The sequence below is a fragment of the Leptospira ognonensis genome (assembly GCF_004770745.1).
Classification (GTDB): domain Bacteria; phylum Spirochaetota; class Leptospiria; order Leptospirales; family Leptospiraceae; genus Leptospira_A; species Leptospira_A ognonensis.
Map to the genome: position 1 here is coordinate 45,823 of NZ_RQGD01000035.1, position 17,134 is coordinate 62,956.

Here is a 17,134-nt window from a genome sequence, read left to right on the forward strand (position 1 = left end):
TTATGAGAAATTACAATAGTTTTGAATCAATCACGATCCGTCTGGCATCCCCAGAACGGATCAAAGAATGGTCGTTTGGTGAAGTAAAAAAACCAGAGACCATCAATTACCGTACGCTGAAGCCCGAAAGAGATGGTCTCTTCTGTGAAAAAATCTTTGGAACCACCAAAGATTGGGAATGTTACTGTGGTAAATTCAAATCCATCCGTTATAAGGGTGTGGTCTGCGACAAATGTGGTGTTGAGGTAACTCACTCCAAAGTTCGTAGAGAAAGAATGGGTCACATTGAACTCGCGGCTCCTGTCTCTCATATTTGGTACTACCGGTCGGTCCCATCTCGTATGGGACTCCTTCTTGATATGACCATCAACCAGTTGAAGAGCGTTCTTTATTTTGAAAAGTATGTGATCATTGATCCAGCAGATTCTGGTCGTAGTCGTGGAGAACTCATTGATGAAGATGAGTATCATAATTTTCTAGATGAATATGGCGATAAGTTTATCGCCGGTATTGGTGGGGATGCGATTAAAGAACTTCTTGCACGTATCGATGTGGATGCAGAAGCAAGAGCGATCCGCCAAAAAATCCAAGATAGAAATAAAATTTCCGACAAACGGATTTTCAAAAGATTAGAAGTATTAGAAGCATTTCGTGATTCTGGGAACCGTCCTGAATGGATGGTACTTGATGTGGTTCCGGTGATCCCACCTGAACTTCGCCCGATGGTCCAGTTAGAGGGAGGACGTTTTGCGACTTCCGACTTGAACGATTTGTACCGCCGGGTGATCAATCGTAACAATCGTTTGAAACGTCTTCTCGCACTCAAAGCACCTGAGATCATTGTTCGTAACGAAAAACGTATGTTACAGGAAGCAGTGGACGCTCTCTTTGATAACAGCCGCAGAAAACGAACAGTCAAAGGTAAGGGAAATCGACCATTAAAATCGATCTCTGATATGCTCAAAGGGAAACAAGGTCGTTTCCGTCAGAACCTACTTGGAAAGCGGGTAGATTATTCAGGTCGTTCGGTCATCGTAGTAGGGCCAGAGCTAAAATACCACCAGATGGGCCTTCCGAAAAAGATGGCACTCGAGCTCTTCAAACCGTTCATTATGAAACGCCTTGTTGATTTAGAACTTGCACCAAATATCAAATCGGCGAAAAAGAAAATTGAAGCCGAAGATCGTGAGGTTTTCGATGTTTTGGATACTGTCGTAAAAGAACACCCTGTACTTTTAAACAGAGCACCTACACTTCATAGACTTGGAATCCAAGCATTTTTACCTATCCTTGTTGAAGGAAAAGCGATCAAACTCCACCCGCTCGTATGCCATGCGTTCAACGCCGACTTCGATGGTGACCAGATGGCCATCCACATCCCACTCGCTCCGAAAGCGCAGTTGGAAACTTGGATGCTTATGCTTTCTCCGCACAACATCTTAAACCCAGCTAACGGTCAGCCGATCTGCGGTCCTACGCAAGACATCGTTCTAGGAATCTATTACCTCACTTCCGAAGTAAAAGATGCCAAAGGACAAGGTAAATTCTTTACAGGTCTTGAAGAGATCATGTATGCGATCGAGAGTAAAACAGTAGAAATCAGATCGAAAATATCAGTTCTTCATGAAGGTAAGATCATCGAGACGACTCCTGGTCGACTCATTTTCAACCAAGTCATGCCGAAAGGTTATGTTTATGTAAACAGAACCTTAGGTGATAAGGAGACAAACAAAATCATCGCAGATGTTTATGAGAAATTTGGTCCTGGTGCCACAGTTGTGATGCTCGATGAGATCAAACGTCTGGGATATAAATACGCAACTTATTTTGCACCGACCATTTCTATCGAGGACATTCGAGTCTCTCCTCATAAAGAGGGGCTAGTCAATGATGCCAACAAAGAAGTTGAAAAAGCAGATATGGAGTACCGTAAAGGTATCATCACCAATGAAGAAAGATACAAAAAGGTAATCGAGATTTGGACCAAAACCAATGATAAAATTACCGATGGTATGTTCAAAGAATTGGAAAAAGACCAAGGTGGTTTTAATCCTGTATTCGTCATGGCGGCTTCTGGTGCACGTGGTTCGAAACAACAGATCCGCCAGCTTGCCGGGATGAGGGGACTTATGGCCAAACCAAGTGGTGAGATCATCGAACTCGCCATTCGTTCCAACTTCCGCGAAGGTCTCGGAGTTTTAGAATTTTTTATCTCCACACATGGTGCGAGAAAGGGTCTCGCGGATACGGCTCTTAAGACAGCGGATGCTGGATATTTGACAAGAAGACTTGTGGATATTTCCCAGGATGTGATCGTCAGTGAAGACGATTGTGGCACGAAAGAAAACATCACACTCGGTATGGTAAAAGAAGGGGAAAACATCATCGTTTCTCTTGCAGACCGTGTTTTCGGAAGATACACAGCAGAAGATCTAATTGACCCAGTTACTGAAAAAGTAGTATTTCCAAAAGATACAATCATAACAAGAGCGATCGGTCAGAAAATCGAAAACTTAGGTTATGATAAAATCAAAGTTAGATCACCTCTAACATGTAGATCAAGACAAGGTATTTGTACAAAATGTTATGGTATGGACATGGCTCGCCTTGTTCCAGCAGAGATCGGCGAGGCTGTGGGAACCATTGCGGCACAGTCGATTGGCCAACCTGGGACGCAGCTCACGATGAGAACGTTTCACATCGGTGGTGCTGCATCTGCGACCATCCAAGAAAAAGAACACAAAGTTCCTTATCGTTGCCTCGTGAAATCGGTAAACGGAAGACTTGTTGTAAATCCATCTGGATCAAAGGTTTTCTCAAGACGAGGAACTATCATTGTCCAAAGGTTAGTCCAAGAGTTCCAAACAACGGCTCTTTCCAATGTCCGCGTCATTGATGGACAAAGACTGGAAAAGGGTGAGGTATTTGGAACCCAACTCACAGAGAATGGCGAGCAAATGGTAACGGCAGACCAGCCTGGAACCGTTTCTCTCCAAGGAACTCTCCTTCGCGTTCTCGGTGATGACGTTGTTATCCCTGTGAAAGTGGGAACTGTCGTCAAATGTGTTGAACACGATATCATGGATGAAAACAAGCCATTGGCTGAGTTTGACCCATACAACGAAGTTGTTGTTTCGGAAATAGAAGGAACTGTCAATTGGGAAGACTTAGAAGTTGGTAAGAACGTTAGAAGGGACGTAGATCCGAAAACGTCAAATATCATCTTTAAGGTTGTGGAACAGAAAAAAGACAGACTCGTTCCTGTGATTGCGGTGCATGGTGCCACAAACGAAGGTTATTCGGTACCTGTGGACTCATTGTTACAGTTTCAATCGGGAGATAAAGTCAAAGAAGGCGATATCCTTTTTAAGATCCCGTCTGTTGCTGAGAAAACTCGTGATATCACGGGTGGACTTCCTCGAGTTGACGAGTTGTTTGAAGCACGTCGACCGAAAGATGCCTGCACTTTGGCAGAGATAGAAGGAAAAATCGAGGATCGTGGCGAAATCGTCAAAGAAAAACGGATTCTTTATATCATCTCTGAATCAGCAGATGTGGAAAAATCAAAGGTTGCCATCCCGATTGGTAAGCAACTCCGCGTTCGGCATGGAGATTTCGTAAAAGTTGGTGACCAGATTGATGAAGGAAACTTTGACCCGCATGATATTTTAAGTATCAAAGGTCCAAACGCACTTCACAACTATATGGTTTCGGAAGTGCAGGAAGTTTACAGACTGCAAGGTGTTCACATCAATGATAAGCACATTGAAGTTGTTGTTCGACAGATGCTCAGAAAAGTAATCATCACTGACAGTGGGGACACTTCTTTTGTAAACCAACAGCAAGTGGATCGTTTTCTATTCAATGAAGAAAATGAGCGCGTGATCAATGAGGGTGGTAGTCCCGCCCAAGCACAGCCTATTTTACTCGGGTTAACAAAAGCTTCCTTGAATACCGAGTCTTATTTCTCTGCCGCATCTTTCCAAGAAACGACAAAGGTTCTTACCGATGCAGCAATCAAAGGAAAGACCGACAATCTGATGGGTTTAAAAGAGAACGTGATCATCGGACATATGATTCCTGCTGGAACTGGGATGAAAAAATACCGGGATATCGAAGTCTTTAAAGAACTTCCAGGAGATTTGGATTGGGACTTAGAGGAAGAGGATGAAGTGGAAGACGAGCTTGTGGAAATTCCGGAGTCTGCGCCAGTTGCGGCGGTTTCTCTCTCCAAATTGGTAGAGGAAGATGACGAGGATGAAGACGAACTCGAAGATGATGACTCGGATGCTGAAGCCGAGGAAGATGACGACGAGGATTAAACCTTGTCGTCCTTAGAAATTATTAAGGTTTTCGTTTACAAAAACAGGCTTTCTGGAAGTTTGGACGGAAACGGCATATTTAAAATAGAGAATAGAGTTAAGAAGGAATCGAATGCCTACAATTAATCAGCTCATCCGACACGGAAGAGACGCACAAAAGAAAAGAACTAAATCACCCGCGCTGAAAGCATGTCCTCAAAGAAGAGGTGTTTGCACTCGGGTAATGACTTTTACACCAAAAAAACCAAACTCAGCACTAAGAAAAGTTGCGAGGGTTCGTTTGACTACAGGTATAGAGGTTACTGCTTATATTCCTGGAGAAGGTCACAACCTACAAGAGCACAACGTTGTTCTGATTCGTGGTGGTCGGGTAAAAGATTTACCAGGGGTTCGTTATCATATCGTTCGCGGAACACTCGATACACTAGGTGTTGACAAACGCCGAAAAAGTAGATCTAAATATGGCGCTAAGCGTCCTAAGGCGTAGAGGAGAATTACCGTATGTCTAGAAGAAGAGGAAAAGTAGACCCACGCCCGATGATCGGGGATCCAAAATTCAATGATAAAGTGGTAACAAAGTTTATCAACTGTCTCATGGTAGATGGAAAAAAGAGTGTCGCGGAATCTGTGTTTTACGACGCATTAGAAGTTATCAATAAGAAAACAGGCCAAGATCCATTCGTTGTTTTTCAAGAAGCCTTAGAAAATGTGAAACCACAAGTGGAAGTGAAATCTAGAAGAGTAGGTGGTGTTACCTACCAAGTACCGATTGAAGTAAGACCTGAAAGAAGGCTCGCTCTTGGAATTAGATGGCTCATTCGTTATTCAAGAGATAGAAACGAAAAATCTATGAAAAACAAACTAGCTGCTGAGTTTATGGAAGCACAAAAAGGTACTGGTTCAGCGATCAAAAAGAAAGAAGATATCCGAAAAATGGCAGATGCCAACAAAGCATTCTCTCATTACCGATGGTAATCTAACAAAATTCGATTCTAAAACATTTGATAAGCCGGGTTTCGACTCGGCTTTTTTATTTTATGAACTATTCAACCATTGGAATATTTGCACACATCGATTCAGGGAAAACTACCTTAACCGAGCAAATTCTATTCAAAGCCGGTCTTATTTCGGCAGCGGGGAATATAGAAGACGGGACAACCGAATCAGATACTCTTGTCGAAGAGATTGAACGAGGCATTTCGATCAGGTCCTCTTTTCATCAAATCCAATGGGCCTTTCACGGAAAGGATTACCAGCTTCAATTCGTAGATACACCCGGTCATATCGACTTTCGAAATCAAATCACAGACATTTTGCCAGCCATTGAACTCGCGGTCATTGTATTGGAAGCGGGTTCCCTCGTCCAATCGCAAGCCCGACTGATCATAGAGGAATGTTCCCTTCAGAAAGTCCCCATGATTTTTTTTATCAATAAGCTTGATAAACATTCTGACTATTTAGATAATTTAATCGATTTAGAGGAGATTTTGGGCAAACCTCCTGTGGTCTTATTCCAAGGTGAGGACAATTTAGAAAAAATTACATACTTTTTGAAGGAACCGGAAACATTCCCTCTGTCCGTAGCCACTGAACTCATTCGATGGTCAGATGACCTTCTGATTTCTTCCTGGGCAGAAGGATCTAAAAATACCGAGTTAGGGATGCAGGGTTTGATAGAAGGAACAAATCTTTCCTTAGTATTCCCTGTCTATGGCGGTAGTGCGAAAACAGGAATTGGTGTGTCTGAACTTCTCGATTTGCTTTGTCTGTTATCAGAGAAAAAAGTTACTTCGCAAGATACGAGCGGACAATTTGTATTGGCTCGAAGAATTCATCCAGATAACGGCCGCTATTCGGTGATCTATACAAAACAAGAAATCACATTTCCGGTGGAATTGGATACGCCCGAGGGTGTTTGCCGCATTCCCTTAGCTTACCGCCTCGCAAATGAGGAATTCATTAGCACGAGTCATGTCGACAGGTCCATGCTCTATATCCTTCCTGATATGCCGACCTTACATTGTGTTCCAGGAAAGTATATTATGTCTCATCTATTGGCTCTTTCTGGTGGCGCTAAGCAAGTGTTAACCGCAAGTCCTTTTCTTGTGAATTTGGAGGCTGAGCAGACTAGCGAGAAAGAGTTCTGGTTGAAGCGACTTGGGGACCTCTCTTGGGAAGATCCATCTTATGTCACAAGGGAAAATCCAGAGACAGGACAAATTGAACTTTCTGGGCGAGGGGAGTTGCACCTCGAAATTGGCATCCGTCGGATCCAAGAAAATGCGAAAAAAAAATTACATATCAGTGCGATAAACATTGCGAGATTTGAGCGCTTCAAGAAAATGGCACATAAGGTTGCACTAGAGCATCGTGCCTTTGAAGATTCAAAGTCAAGTGGTACGCTCACCGCACTGCTGGAAGATACTGCCGATTTTTCAAAGCAAATTGCCTTTGAGGTAAGTCTTTCGGAAGAAGTTAAAAACTCGATTGAGACCGCTTTCTATGAATCCGCTTCGGCTGGGTTCTTCGGTTATGACGTATTAGGTGTTCGATTGCGCGTCGTTGCATTCGAAATGCCTCTTTCAGGTATGGAGTTCGTGCCGTCCCTTCTGAAAGTTGCCGTCAATATTGGAATGAAAGAGGGGTTTCATGAGAACACCTTGTTGATTGGACCTATGACCGAGCTTGAAATACTCGTTGATGTGGCCCATGTAGGTGTAGTTCTTTCAGAGTTAAACCGGCGTTCTGCGAAAATCCATTCGGTGGATGAAGAACGATCAGGTAAGAGTCGCTTAAAAGCCACGGCATCGGCAGAAAACATGCTTGGCTTTTCAGGGGCTCTTAGAAACATGACCAAAGGGATTGGCATTTCTTGGGAAAGGACTGCTTTAACCTCTGAGATTTATGCAGTTCTAAAGGAGTAAAGAACCCGAATCGGGTCTTGCACCACGATTGAGGAGTAGATTCTAACAATGGCTAAAGAAAAATTTGACCGTTCAAAACCACACTTAAACATCGGAACTATTGGTCACGTTGACCACGGTAAAACTACGTTAACTGCTGCTATTACAACAACACTAGCTAAAATAGTGGGTGGTAAAAACAAAGCAGTCGCGTATGACCAAATTGACAACGCACCTGAAGAAAAGGCTCGTGGTATTACTATTGCTACGTCCCACCAAGAATATGAAACTCCTAATCGCCATTATGCGCACGTAGATTGCCCTGGTCACGCCGATTATGTTAAAAACATGATTACCGGCGCGGCTCAGATGGATGCAGCGATTCTCGTTGTTTCCGCTACCGATGGTGCTATGCCGCAAACGAAAGAGCACATCCTTCTTGCTCGCCAAGTAGGTGTTCCTTATATCGTTGTTTATCTAAACAAAGCAGACATGCTTGCAGCAGATGAAAGAGAAGACATGATTGAAATGGTAAAAGAAGAGATTAAAGATCTTCTTAATAAATACAATTTCCCTGGTGATAAAACTCCTTTCGTTTCTGGTTCAGCATTGAAAGCCTTAGAAGGTGAAGATTCTGACTTAGGAATGAAGTCCATCGTTAAGTTGATGGAAGCCGTTGACTCTTACGTTCCAAATCCTACACGTATCATTGATAAGCCTTTCCTTATGCCTGTTGAAGACGTTTTCTCGATCACTGGTCGTGGAACTGTTGCAACTGGTCGTGTGGAGCAAGGGATTCTTAAAATCAACGATGAAATTGAAATCGTTGGAATTCGTGACACTACAAAATCGGTAGTTACCGGTATTGAAATGTTCCGTAAGTTACTAGACCAAGCTGAAGCTGGTGATAACATCGGCGCACTTCTTCGTGGAACGAAAAAAGAAGACATCGAAAGAGGTCAAGTTCTTGCGAAACCAGGAACCATCACTCCTCATAAGAAGTTTAAAGCTGAAGTTTACGTTTTAACAAAAGATGAAGGTGGACGTCATACTCCATTCTTTAATAACTATCGCCCACAATTCTATTTCAGAACAACAGACATTACTGGTGTTTGTAACTTGCCTGGTGGAATGGAGATGGTTATGCCTGGAGACAACGTAACAATGTCGATTGAGCTCATTCATCCGATCGCGATGGACCAAGGACTTAAGTTCGCCATCCGTGAAGGTGGAAGAACGATCGGTTCCGGTGTTGTTGCGGAGATCGTTGAGTAACTTAAATGGCAGGACAAAGAATTCGCGTTAAGTTAAAAGCTTTCGATCATAGGTTGATTGACCAATCAACCTATGAGATCGTTGCGACTGCGAAAAGGACTGGAGCTACTGTCTCCGGTCCCATCCCGCTTCCAACGAAAAAAGAAATCTACACGGTGTTACGTTCTCCTCACGTGAATAAAAAAGCTCGGGAACAATTCGAAATGAGAACTCACAAGAGACTCATAGATATTTTAAATACTAATGAAGATACTGTAGAAGCTTTAATGAAGCTCCAACTCCCGGCGGGAGTCTCAGTAGACATTAAATCCTAAGGATAGGATCCATGGCAAAAGGTTTGATCGGCGAAAAATTGGGCATGGCCCACATCTTTAATGATGATGGTAAAATGGTTACTGTAACTATTTTGCGTGTGGGTCCTTGTTTCGTGTCTCAAGTGAAAACACAAGGAATTGATGGATATGAATCCACCCAACTTGCGTTTGACGAGGCAAAGGAAAAGAATCTCTCCAAAGCGGAAGTAGGGCACCTAAAAAAGGCCAGCCTTAGCGCGAAACAGCATTTGGCTGAATTTTCTGGTTTCGAGGGCGCGACTCTTGGATCAGAGATAAAACTAACGGATATATTCGCTTTGAATGATACAGTAAAGGTTTCCGGAACTTCCAAAGGGAAGGGAACTCAGGGTGTGATTAAACGCCATGGGTTTGCGGGTGGTCCAAAAGGTCACGGTTCAAGATTCCAAAGGCATCCGGGATCGATCGGATCCAACACGACACCTGGTCGCGTATTCAAAGGATTAAAAATGGGTGGTAGAATGGGGAATGCGGAAAGCACAGTTCGAAACCTAAAAGTAGTTAAAATTGAACCAGAAACCAATCTGGTCTTCGTATCTGGTTCGGTGCCAGGTCGCGACAGATCGATCATCACGATCGAGAAAATCGGAAAGTAGGATAGTATATGAAAGCACGTAAATACAATAAAGAGGGCGTCTTCGTTAGCGAAGTCGAATTGCCAGCAGGTTTATTCTCTACTGGTATTTCCCTTGGTGCCATCTATGACGCGGTAAAGGCGGAAAATGCCAACCTACGCCAGGGCAATCATTCTACAAAAGATAGATCAGAAGTTCGAGGTGGTGGTAAGAAACCATGGGCCCAAAAAGGCACTGGTCGAGCACGACAAGGATCCATCAGAGCTCCTCATTTTGTCGGTGGTGGTATCATTCATGGACCAAAACCTAGAGATTATTCCTCCAATCTATCAAGATCAGTGAAAAAGAAAGCTGTGCTTTCTATCTTGAATAAAAAAGCAGAAGAGAATCGCGTTTGCATCATAGAAGATGTGGAACCTGCTTCTTATTCCACAAAGTCAATATTCAACATACTTAAGAAGATGGAAATTGCAGACAAAGGGAACGTAGGGTTTGTGGTAGCTGGCGAAAACCAGTTCCTCAAAAAATCCACTCGTAACATTGAAACATTAAAGTATGTTAATAGCAAACGTATGGTTTGTCGTGATATTCTTTATAATAACAATCTAGTCATTGCTGAGAGTGCTCTTAAAGAGTTAATTGCTCAGTATGGAAAGCAGGTATAACTCCGTGAATCTTGAAAATGTAATCCTTTCACCTGTTGTCACAGAAAAATCTCAGGATTTGCAATCCATTGGCGAGAGACTTGGAAAGCGTACTGTGAAGTATACTTTTAAAGTTCATCCTGATGCTAACAAAACTTTGATCAAACAAGCTTTAAAAAAGATGTATAATGTTGTTCCTTCCGCAGTCAACGTTGCGGTATTTCGCGGAAAAATGAAAAAATTTCGCAATATGCCTTCACAAAGACCACATTACAAGAAAGCAGTGGTTACCTTTGCTGATGGTGCTAGCTTGGATTTCGCTAAGGTTTAAAAATGGGAATTAGAAAACTAAAACCAACCACCCAATCTTCTCGTTTCTACTCTGTTCTTGATTTTAAAGAAGTAACAGAGACAGTTCCGTATAAGCCATTAACAGCTAACGTTACCTATAAAGCAGGACGTAGTGGTGATGGTCGGATCGCAGTACGCCGTAAAGGTGGAAGAAACAAAAGGAAATTCAGAATTATCGATTTCAAAAGAAATAAAGTTGGGATTGTCGCGACTGTAAAAACAATTGAATACGATCCAAATCGTTCTGCTTTTATCGCTCTCGTCTGTTATGCAGATGGCGAATATAGATATATATTAGCTCCGCAAGGTCTTAAAGTCGGTGACAAGGTCGTGTCTGGTCCAAATGCAGAAATTAAACTTGGAAACACTCTTCCTTTAGATAAAATCCCTGCTGGAACGAACGTTCATAATATTGAATTGCACATCGGTAAAGGTGGGCAGATTGCAAGAACTGCTGGATCCTTTGCCGTCATTGCGGCTAAAGATGGGGATTATGTAAGTTTAAAACTTCCTTCTTCTGAAGTGCGCAAAATTAGAAAAGAGTGCGTAGCAACGATTGGCGAGCTTTCAAATAAAGACCATAATTTAGTAATCATTGGTAAGGCCGGTCGAAATCGCTGGTTAGGAAAAAGACCTAAAGTCAGGGGCGTTGTTATGAACCCTGTGGATCACCCGCTCGGTGGTGGTGAAGGTCGTACTTCCGGTGGTAGACATCCAGTAACTCCGTGGGGAAAACCAACAAAAGGTTGGAAAACCCGCAAAACGAAGCCGTCAGACCGCTTCATTGTACAACGACGTAAGAAAAATAGAAATAGGTAGGATCTAGGAAACCATGGCTAGAAGCTTAAAGAAAGGTCCCTTTATAGACGACCACCTCATGAAGAAAATCACCAAGTTAAATTCCGAAGGGAAAAAAAACCCCTTCAAATCTTGGTCAAGAAGAAGCACAATCTATCCTGATATGATTGGGCATACTGTTATGATTCACAATGGAAAATCCTTTGTTCCGGTTTACGTAAACGAAAACATGATTGGCCATAAACTTGGTGAATTTGCTCCCACGAGAACCTTTCGGGGTCACGGTGGGGACAAAAAAGTAACGAAGAAATAAGGTAAAAAAATGGAAGCCAAAGCAGTCGGTAAACATTTAAGAATTTCTGCTCGTAAAGCAAGACTTGTTGCAGACGAAATTCGTGGTTATGATTATAAGGAAGCGATTGATATCCTTCGCTTTACAAATAAAGCGGCGAGTTCACTCATCATCAACTTACTTAACTCGGCAGTAGCAAATGCCATTCAAATGAATGAGCAACTTGATCCTTCAAGCTTATTTGTAAAAAAGATCTACATTGATGACGGTCCTATCATGAAACGTTATCGTCCAAGAGCACGGGGTCGTGCTTCAAGAATTCGTAAGAGACTGAGCCATATCACAGTGGTTGTATCCGAGATAGTTAAAAAGGCAAGTTAAGATATGGGTCAAAAAGTAAATCCAATTGGTCTTCGCATTGGAATCACAAGAAATTGGGATTCTATCTGGTTTTCGAAACAAGATTATATTAAAAATCTACACGAAGACATAAAAATTCGAAGATTCCTTCAAAAGAAGTTTAAGAATGCCTCTGTCGTTAAGATCGTCATTGAAAGATTTCCTGAAAAAGTAAACATCAATCTGCACACCGCAAAACCAGGTATGGTAATCGGACAGAAAGGTCAGAACATTGAAGCAGTGAAACAAGAACTGAAGAAAATGGCTGATAAACCAATCGGCATGAACATCATTGAAGTGAAAAAGCCTGAGGTGATTGCGCAAGCAATTGCGGAAACTGTGGCACTTCAAATTGAACAAAGGATGCCATTTCGTAGGGTTATGAAAGCAGAACTGAGACGAGCGATGCGCGGTGGAGTCGAAGGTGTTAAAATCCAGATCTCCGGTAGGTTGAACGGAGCAGACATGGCGCGAACAGAAAAGTATATGGAAGGTCGGGTACCGTTGCATACACTTCGTGCGAAAATCGATTTTGGTTTCAAGGAAGCTCTTACGACTTTTGGTCAAATCGGCGTTAAAGTTTGGACTTATACTGGTGATTATTTCCCTACAAAAGAAGAATCTGAAGAAGATAAATACGCTGTAAAACGTAGAACAAGTTAAGAACTGATAAAGAGAAAGTAAAATGTTAGCACCTAAGCGAGTTAAATTTAGAAAACGCCAAAGAGGGCGTCTGAAAGGAAAAGACGAAAGAGGTTCTTACGTCGCTTTCGGAGAATTTGGTCTGAAAGCCTTGAGTTCAGGCAGAATTACGGCACGTCAAATTGAGGCCGCAAGGATTACCATCAACCGCCAAGTGAAACGTGGTGGAAAACTTTGGATTCGTATATTCCCTCATTTACCTATTACCAAAAAGCCTGCGGAAACCAGGATGGGTAAAGGTAAAGGTAACCCAGAATTCTGGATCGCTGAAATACGACCAGGAAGAGTGCTATTCGAGATGGCAGGAGTAGATGAAGAGACAGCAAGAAAAGCCCTTCATTTAGCAGCCTTCAAGCTGCCAGTCGAGACCGCTTTTGTGAAAAGGAACATCCTATGAAAGATAATTTTAGATCTTTATCTGTAGAGGAATTAAAGAAAGAGATCCAGTCTTCTTCGGAAGAAGTAAGGAAAGCAAGGTTTCAGTTCGGGGTTACGAGATCTCTTGAAAATCCACGTGTGATTCGAAATCATAAGAAGAGGATAGCACAAGGGCTCACGATCATTCGTGAAAAAGAATTAGCATCCTCTGGAAAGTTGAAACAAATCCCACCAAAAGCTGGAAAGCCAGCTGTAGCTGCGAAACCGGCTAAGGGAAAAAAGAAGTAGGTTATGGAAGATAAAAATACAAAAAAATCTCTAACCATTCAGGGTGTCGTAGTGAGCGATGCGATGGACAAAACGGTTGTGATTGAAGTGATCACTCGCAAGGTCCATCCTCGTTTTAAGAAAATTATGACGAAAACATCCCGTGTGAAAATCCATGACGAGAAGAATGTATGTCAGGTGGGTGACCGCGTGATTGCTGTAGAAACTCGTCCTCTCTCTAAACAAAAGCACCACAAGCTCGTGAAAGTGGTGGAAAAGGCTAAACTAGTATGATCCAACAAGAAACTATTTTACAAGTAGCCGATAATTCGGGTGTAAAAAAAGTCATGTGCGTTAAGGTGCTTGGCGGTTCGAAGAAACGTTACGCGACACTCGGCGATGAAATCATCGTGGCAGTGAAAGACGCACAACCTGCTTACGGTTTACGTGATGGTCAGGGAAAAAAAGTACACAACAAAGCAGTTCAAAGAGCAGTCGTTGTGAGAACAAAAAAAGAAGTTCGCAGAGCCGATGGGACTTACATTCGTTTCGATGACAACGCAGTTGCCATCATAGACGATAAAGGCAATCCCAAAGGGACTCGTATTTTCGGGCCTGTGGCACGTGAGCTTCGCGATAAGAAATATATGAAAATCATTTCTCTTGCTCCGGAGGTTTTATAAATGGCTACTAAATTAGCATATCGTGGCTCTGAGCCAACGAAATTTAAGAAAACCAAAATCAAAAAAGACGATGAAGTTCTTGTGATTGCCGGAAAAGAGAAAGGTAAAAAGGGGAAGGTGCTCGCGATTGATAAAAGAAAAGATCGCGTATACATTGAAGGCGTTAACAAAAGACGCAGATATGTTAGACCTACCCAAGAGAATCCGCAAGGCGGCGCTATCGAAATCGAATTCCCGATTCATCTATCGAACGTTATGTTTTCAGATCCAAAGGCTGATAACAAAGCGAAGCCAAAGAAGAAAATTAAGGCTGTACGCTTAGGGTTTTTGAAAAAAGATGGTAAAACCTTGAGAATCACACGTCCAGAAGGGAAAGAAGTTTAATCATGATACCTAGGCTTAAAGAAAAATACGAGAAGGTCATCCGACCAAGCCTCCAAAAAGAGCTTGGATTCCAAAGTGTGATGCGTGTGCCAAAGTTGGAGAAAATCGTCATCAATGTTGGAATGGGCGAAGCTCATACCAACCCAAAAGCGATGGAAGCATGTTTAGTAGAGATTGGCCAAATTACGGGTCAAAGACCAGTAAAAACCTTCGCAAAGAAGTCCATTGCTGGTTTCAAAGTGCGCGAAGGCATGGTTCTTGGTTGTAAGGTGACTCTTCGTGGTAATTACATGTATGAGTTTCTTGACAGATTTATCAACATTGCATTACCGAGAGTAAGGGACTTTCGCGGCGTAAATCCAAAAGGATTTGATGGTCGCGGAAATTACAACCTCTCCGTAAAAGAGCAAATCATTTTCCCTGAAATCCATTTTGATAAGATCAATACGATTTATGGGATTAACATTACCTTTGTCACAAGTACAGAAGAAGACAAAGAAGCGTACGAATTATTTCAAGCTTTCGGCATGCCTTATCGTGCCGGGGGAAAATAGGAGAGAGTCATGGCGAAAAAATCGATGATGGAACGCCACGCCAAAAAGCAAAAATTCAAAGTTAGAGAGTACAATCGTTGCCCTCTCTGTGGTCGCTCACGCGCTTATTTGCGTCGCTTTGATATGTGTCGTCTATGCTTCCGAGATCTTGCGAGCAAAGCTCAGATCCCTGGCGTAAGAAAATCCTCCTGGTAGATGTAGGAAAGGTTATATAGAATGAGTCTTTCAGATCCTATAGCAGATATGCTGACCCGAATCCGCAATGCACAGCAAGCCAAACATGAGTTGTGTGTGATTCCGGGAAGTAAAATTAAGAAATCCATCCTTGATCTTCTCAAAGAAGAAGGTTTTGTAGATGAGATCCAAACCGTGAAAAACGGAAGTTTTGATGATTTCCAAGTGAAATTAAAATACGATACGAATAAGAAGCCAGTCATCCGTATGATTGAACGTGTTTCGACTCCTGGTCGTCGCGTTTACATACAGTCTTCCGAGATTCGCCCTTTTAGAAATAACATCGGAACGATGATTATTTCCACATCGAAGGGAGTTATGACAGGAAAACGTGCTCGTAAGCTCAGAGTAGGAGGGGAAGTTCTTTGTAAGGTATTCTAACCTAACATTGGATCAACATCATGTCTCGAGTCGGTAAAAGTATAATTAAACTACCTCCTAAAGTGGAAGTAAAAGCTGAATCAAATTTCATAACCATCAAAGGTCCTTTAGGCGAACTTAAGTCGCCTATCTATGAAGGTGTAGCTGCAAAGGTTGAAAACGGGGAACTCGTTTTTACAAGAAACAGCGAGGATCAAAAGATCATTGCCCTTCATGGATTAGTTCGTTCGCTTGCGATGAACAGTGTTAAAGGTGTAACAACCGGTTGGGAAAAGAATCTCGAAATCACAGGCGTTGGGTATAGAGCACAGAAAAGAGGTAAGGACTTGGTAATGAGCCTTGGCTATTCTCATGAAGTGGTCTTCCCTGAGCCTGTAGGAATCAAGATAGATGTTCTTGATCAGCTCAAAATCAAAGTATCTGGCATTGACCGTCAACTGGTTGGTCAAGTAGCCGCAGATATTCGTTCCAAACGTCCACCTGAGCCTTACAAAGGAAAGGGTGTGAAGTATAGTGATGAATATATCCGACGAAAAGCCGGAAAAACTGGTAAGAAGTAAGTCGCTATGATCAACAAGACAGCAAAAAATTTACAAAGAGAAAGGCGCGCTGAGCGTGTTCGATATAAACTAAAGGCAACATCTGGTCGTCCTAGATTAGTTTTTAATAAATCCAATCGTTATTTAACGGCACAAGTGATTGATGATACGAAAGGCGTGACGCTTGTTTACGCAACTACGTTAGAGAAAGATTTCCCTAAACATGAAAATTCAAAAAAAAGTAAATCTGCGGCAACTTTACTCGGCAAGGTAATTGCTGAGAAAGCAAAAAAGGCCGGAGTATTGCAAGTCGTTTTGGATCGTTCGGGTATGGTGTATCATGGTCGTATTGCTGCCTTCGCTGATTCTGCTCGCGAAGGTGGTCTGGAGTTCTAGGATGATTTTAGAAGAAGAAACAAAAGAATTTACCGAGAAAGTAGTAAAGATCGATCGCGTAGCCAAGGTAGTGAAAGGCGGTAGAAGGTTTTCCTTTAATGCACTTTCCGTTGTTGGGGATTCGAAAGGCAAAGTTGGAATTGGATTTGGTAAAGCAAATGAAGTTCCTGATGCCATCAGAAAATCAATAGAATCTGCTAAGAAAAATTTAAAATCGATTCATTATATTGGTCATACTGTTCCGCATGATGTGATAGGAAGTTTTAAATCAGCTCGTGTGATTTTAAAACCGGCATCACCTGGAACGGGAATCATTGCGGGAGCTTCTGTGAGATCTGTTCTCGAAAGAGCAGGAGTACAGGATGTGCTAACAAAATCATGGGGTTCCTCAAATCCGATGAACATTGTAAAAGCGACAATGGATGCCTTACAGCAACTTGAGACTCCATCGATGGCCGTAAAACGAAGAGGTGTTACACTCAAACACTTGTTCGGACAAGATCTATAAAAGGTAAAATATATGGAAGAAGTATTGGTCACCCAAGAAAAAAGTTCTATTGGTATCATTCCTACCCATAAGAAAACTTTGATTGCGCTTGGATTAAAAAAGAAAGGGCAATCAAGAAAGCATAAAATGAGTCCACAATTAAAGGGCATGCTACGACAAGTTGGCTACCTTCTAAAAGTGGATAAGGTATAATTAA

Annotated in this window: 25 protein-coding genes; all 25 read left to right on the top strand. The window is 42.3% G+C overall.

Annotation, left to right across the window (positions count from 1 at the left end):
* Positions 1-2 precede the first annotated feature (2 nt).
* The 25 genes from rpoC (at position 3) to rpmD (ending at position 17,130) form a co-directional block, all read left to right on the top strand.
* Entirely contained in the window at positions 3-4,322 is a 4,320-nt protein-coding gene (gene rpoC / locus EHQ58_RS13085) for a DNA-directed RNA polymerase subunit beta' (RefSeq protein ID WP_135624356.1), read from the top strand.
* A gap of 112 nt (positions 4,323-4,434) precedes the next feature.
* The gene (gene rpsL, locus EHQ58_RS13090; RefSeq protein ID WP_135624357.1) at positions 4,435-4,809 is read left to right on the top strand and encodes a 30S ribosomal protein S12; all 375 of its coding nucleotides are present in this window, start codon (positions 4,435-4,437) and stop codon (positions 4,807-4,809) included.
* 14 nt (positions 4,810-4,823) lie between these two features.
* Positions 4,824-5,297 (top strand): 30S ribosomal protein S7, encoded by a 474-nt coding sequence (gene rpsG / locus EHQ58_RS13095; protein ID WP_135624358.1) that lies wholly within the window; start codon positions 4,824-4,826, stop codon positions 5,295-5,297.
* 62 nt (positions 5,298-5,359) lie between these two features.
* Positions 5,360-7,246: an elongation factor G-like protein gene (locus tag EHQ58_RS13100; protein WP_135624359.1), complete on the top strand. Its 1,887-nt coding sequence runs from the start codon at positions 5,360-5,362 to the stop codon at positions 7,244-7,246.
* Positions 7,247-7,294: 48 nt separating this feature from the next.
* Positions 7,295-8,500 (top strand): elongation factor Tu, encoded by a 1,206-nt coding sequence (tuf, locus tag EHQ58_RS13105; protein ID WP_135624360.1) that lies wholly within the window; start codon positions 7,295-7,297, stop codon positions 8,498-8,500.
* A gap of 5 nt (positions 8,501-8,505) precedes the next feature.
* On the top strand, positions 8,506-8,814 hold the full coding sequence (gene rpsJ, locus EHQ58_RS13110; RefSeq protein WP_108973166.1) for a 30S ribosomal protein S10: 309 nt from the start codon (positions 8,506-8,508) through the stop codon (positions 8,812-8,814).
* 11 nt (positions 8,815-8,825) lie between these two features.
* Complete coding sequence (gene rplC / locus EHQ58_RS13115; protein ID WP_135624361.1) at positions 8,826-9,449, top strand: 50S ribosomal protein L3; 624 nt, start codon at positions 8,826-8,828, stop codon at positions 9,447-9,449.
* An 8-nt stretch (positions 9,450-9,457) separates the two neighbouring features.
* Complete coding sequence (rplD, locus tag EHQ58_RS13120) at positions 9,458-10,093, top strand: 50S ribosomal protein L4 (protein WP_135624362.1); 636 nt, start codon at positions 9,458-9,460, stop codon at positions 10,091-10,093.
* 4 nt (positions 10,094-10,097) lie between these two features.
* Entirely contained in the window at positions 10,098-10,403 is a 306-nt protein-coding gene (locus EHQ58_RS13125) for a 50S ribosomal protein L23 (protein ID WP_135624363.1), read from the top strand.
* Positions 10,404-10,405: 2 nt separating this feature from the next.
* On the top strand, positions 10,406-11,242 hold the full coding sequence (gene rplB, locus EHQ58_RS13130) for a 50S ribosomal protein L2 (protein ID WP_135624364.1): 837 nt from the start codon (positions 10,406-10,408) through the stop codon (positions 11,240-11,242).
* Between the two features lie 13 nt (positions 11,243-11,255).
* A complete protein-coding gene (rpsS, locus tag EHQ58_RS13135) occupies positions 11,256-11,534 on the top strand; it encodes a 30S ribosomal protein S19 (RefSeq protein WP_135624365.1) in 279 nt (92 codons plus the stop codon).
* Positions 11,535-11,543: 9 nt separating this feature from the next.
* Positions 11,544-11,894, top strand: coding sequence for a 50S ribosomal protein L22 (rplV, locus tag EHQ58_RS13140; protein WP_135624366.1), 351 nt, complete (start codon positions 11,544-11,546; stop codon positions 11,892-11,894).
* 3 nt (positions 11,895-11,897) lie between these two features.
* A complete protein-coding gene (gene rpsC, locus EHQ58_RS13145) occupies positions 11,898-12,575 on the top strand; it encodes a 30S ribosomal protein S3 (RefSeq protein ID WP_135624367.1) in 678 nt (225 codons plus the stop codon).
* Positions 12,576-12,597: 22 nt separating this feature from the next.
* Entirely contained in the window at positions 12,598-13,011 is a 414-nt protein-coding gene (rplP, locus tag EHQ58_RS13150) for a 50S ribosomal protein L16 (protein WP_135624368.1), read from the top strand.
* A complete protein-coding gene (rpmC, locus tag EHQ58_RS13155; protein WP_135624369.1) occupies positions 13,008-13,280 on the top strand; it encodes a 50S ribosomal protein L29 in 273 nt (90 codons plus the stop codon). The genes rplP and rpmC overlap by 4 nt, the downstream gene beginning before the upstream one ends.
* A gap of 3 nt (positions 13,281-13,283) precedes the next feature.
* On the top strand, positions 13,284-13,553 hold the full coding sequence (gene rpsQ / locus EHQ58_RS13160) for a 30S ribosomal protein S17 (RefSeq protein ID WP_135624370.1): 270 nt from the start codon (positions 13,284-13,286) through the stop codon (positions 13,551-13,553).
* A complete protein-coding gene (gene rplN / locus EHQ58_RS13165; RefSeq protein WP_135624371.1) occupies positions 13,550-13,942 on the top strand; it encodes a 50S ribosomal protein L14 in 393 nt (130 codons plus the stop codon). The genes rpsQ and rplN overlap by 4 nt, the downstream gene beginning before the upstream one ends.
* Positions 13,943-14,326: a 50S ribosomal protein L24 gene (gene rplX, locus EHQ58_RS13170; protein WP_135624372.1), complete on the top strand. Its 384-nt coding sequence runs from the start codon at positions 13,943-13,945 to the stop codon at positions 14,324-14,326.
* 2 nt (positions 14,327-14,328) lie between these two features.
* Positions 14,329-14,880 carry a 50S ribosomal protein L5 gene (gene rplE / locus EHQ58_RS13175; RefSeq protein ID WP_135624373.1) on the top strand — a complete coding sequence of 184 codons (552 nt, stop codon included), beginning with the start codon at positions 14,329-14,331 and terminating at the stop codon, positions 14,878-14,880.
* Between the two features lie 9 nt (positions 14,881-14,889).
* Positions 14,890-15,075: a type Z 30S ribosomal protein S14 gene (locus tag EHQ58_RS13180; RefSeq protein ID WP_135624374.1), complete on the top strand. Its 186-nt coding sequence runs from the start codon at positions 14,890-14,892 to the stop codon at positions 15,073-15,075.
* Between the two features lie 21 nt (positions 15,076-15,096).
* A complete protein-coding gene (rpsH, locus tag EHQ58_RS13185) occupies positions 15,097-15,495 on the top strand; it encodes a 30S ribosomal protein S8 (protein ID WP_135624375.1) in 399 nt (132 codons plus the stop codon).
* 20 nt (positions 15,496-15,515) lie between these two features.
* Positions 15,516-16,055 carry a 50S ribosomal protein L6 gene (rplF, locus tag EHQ58_RS13190; protein ID WP_135624376.1) on the top strand — a complete coding sequence of 180 codons (540 nt, stop codon included), beginning with the start codon at positions 15,516-15,518 and terminating at the stop codon, positions 16,053-16,055.
* Between the two features lie 6 nt (positions 16,056-16,061).
* Positions 16,062-16,430 (top strand): 50S ribosomal protein L18, encoded by a 369-nt coding sequence (gene rplR, locus EHQ58_RS13195; protein WP_135624377.1) that lies wholly within the window; start codon positions 16,062-16,064, stop codon positions 16,428-16,430.
* Position 16,431: 1 nt separating this feature from the next.
* A complete protein-coding gene (gene rpsE / locus EHQ58_RS13200) occupies positions 16,432-16,938 on the top strand; it encodes a 30S ribosomal protein S5 (protein ID WP_135624378.1) in 507 nt (168 codons plus the stop codon).
* 12 nt (positions 16,939-16,950) lie between these two features.
* The gene (rpmD, locus tag EHQ58_RS13205; RefSeq protein ID WP_135624379.1) at positions 16,951-17,130 is read left to right on the top strand and encodes a 50S ribosomal protein L30; all 180 of its coding nucleotides are present in this window, start codon (positions 16,951-16,953) and stop codon (positions 17,128-17,130) included.
* The last annotated feature ends 4 nt before the right edge of the window (positions 17,131-17,134 follow it).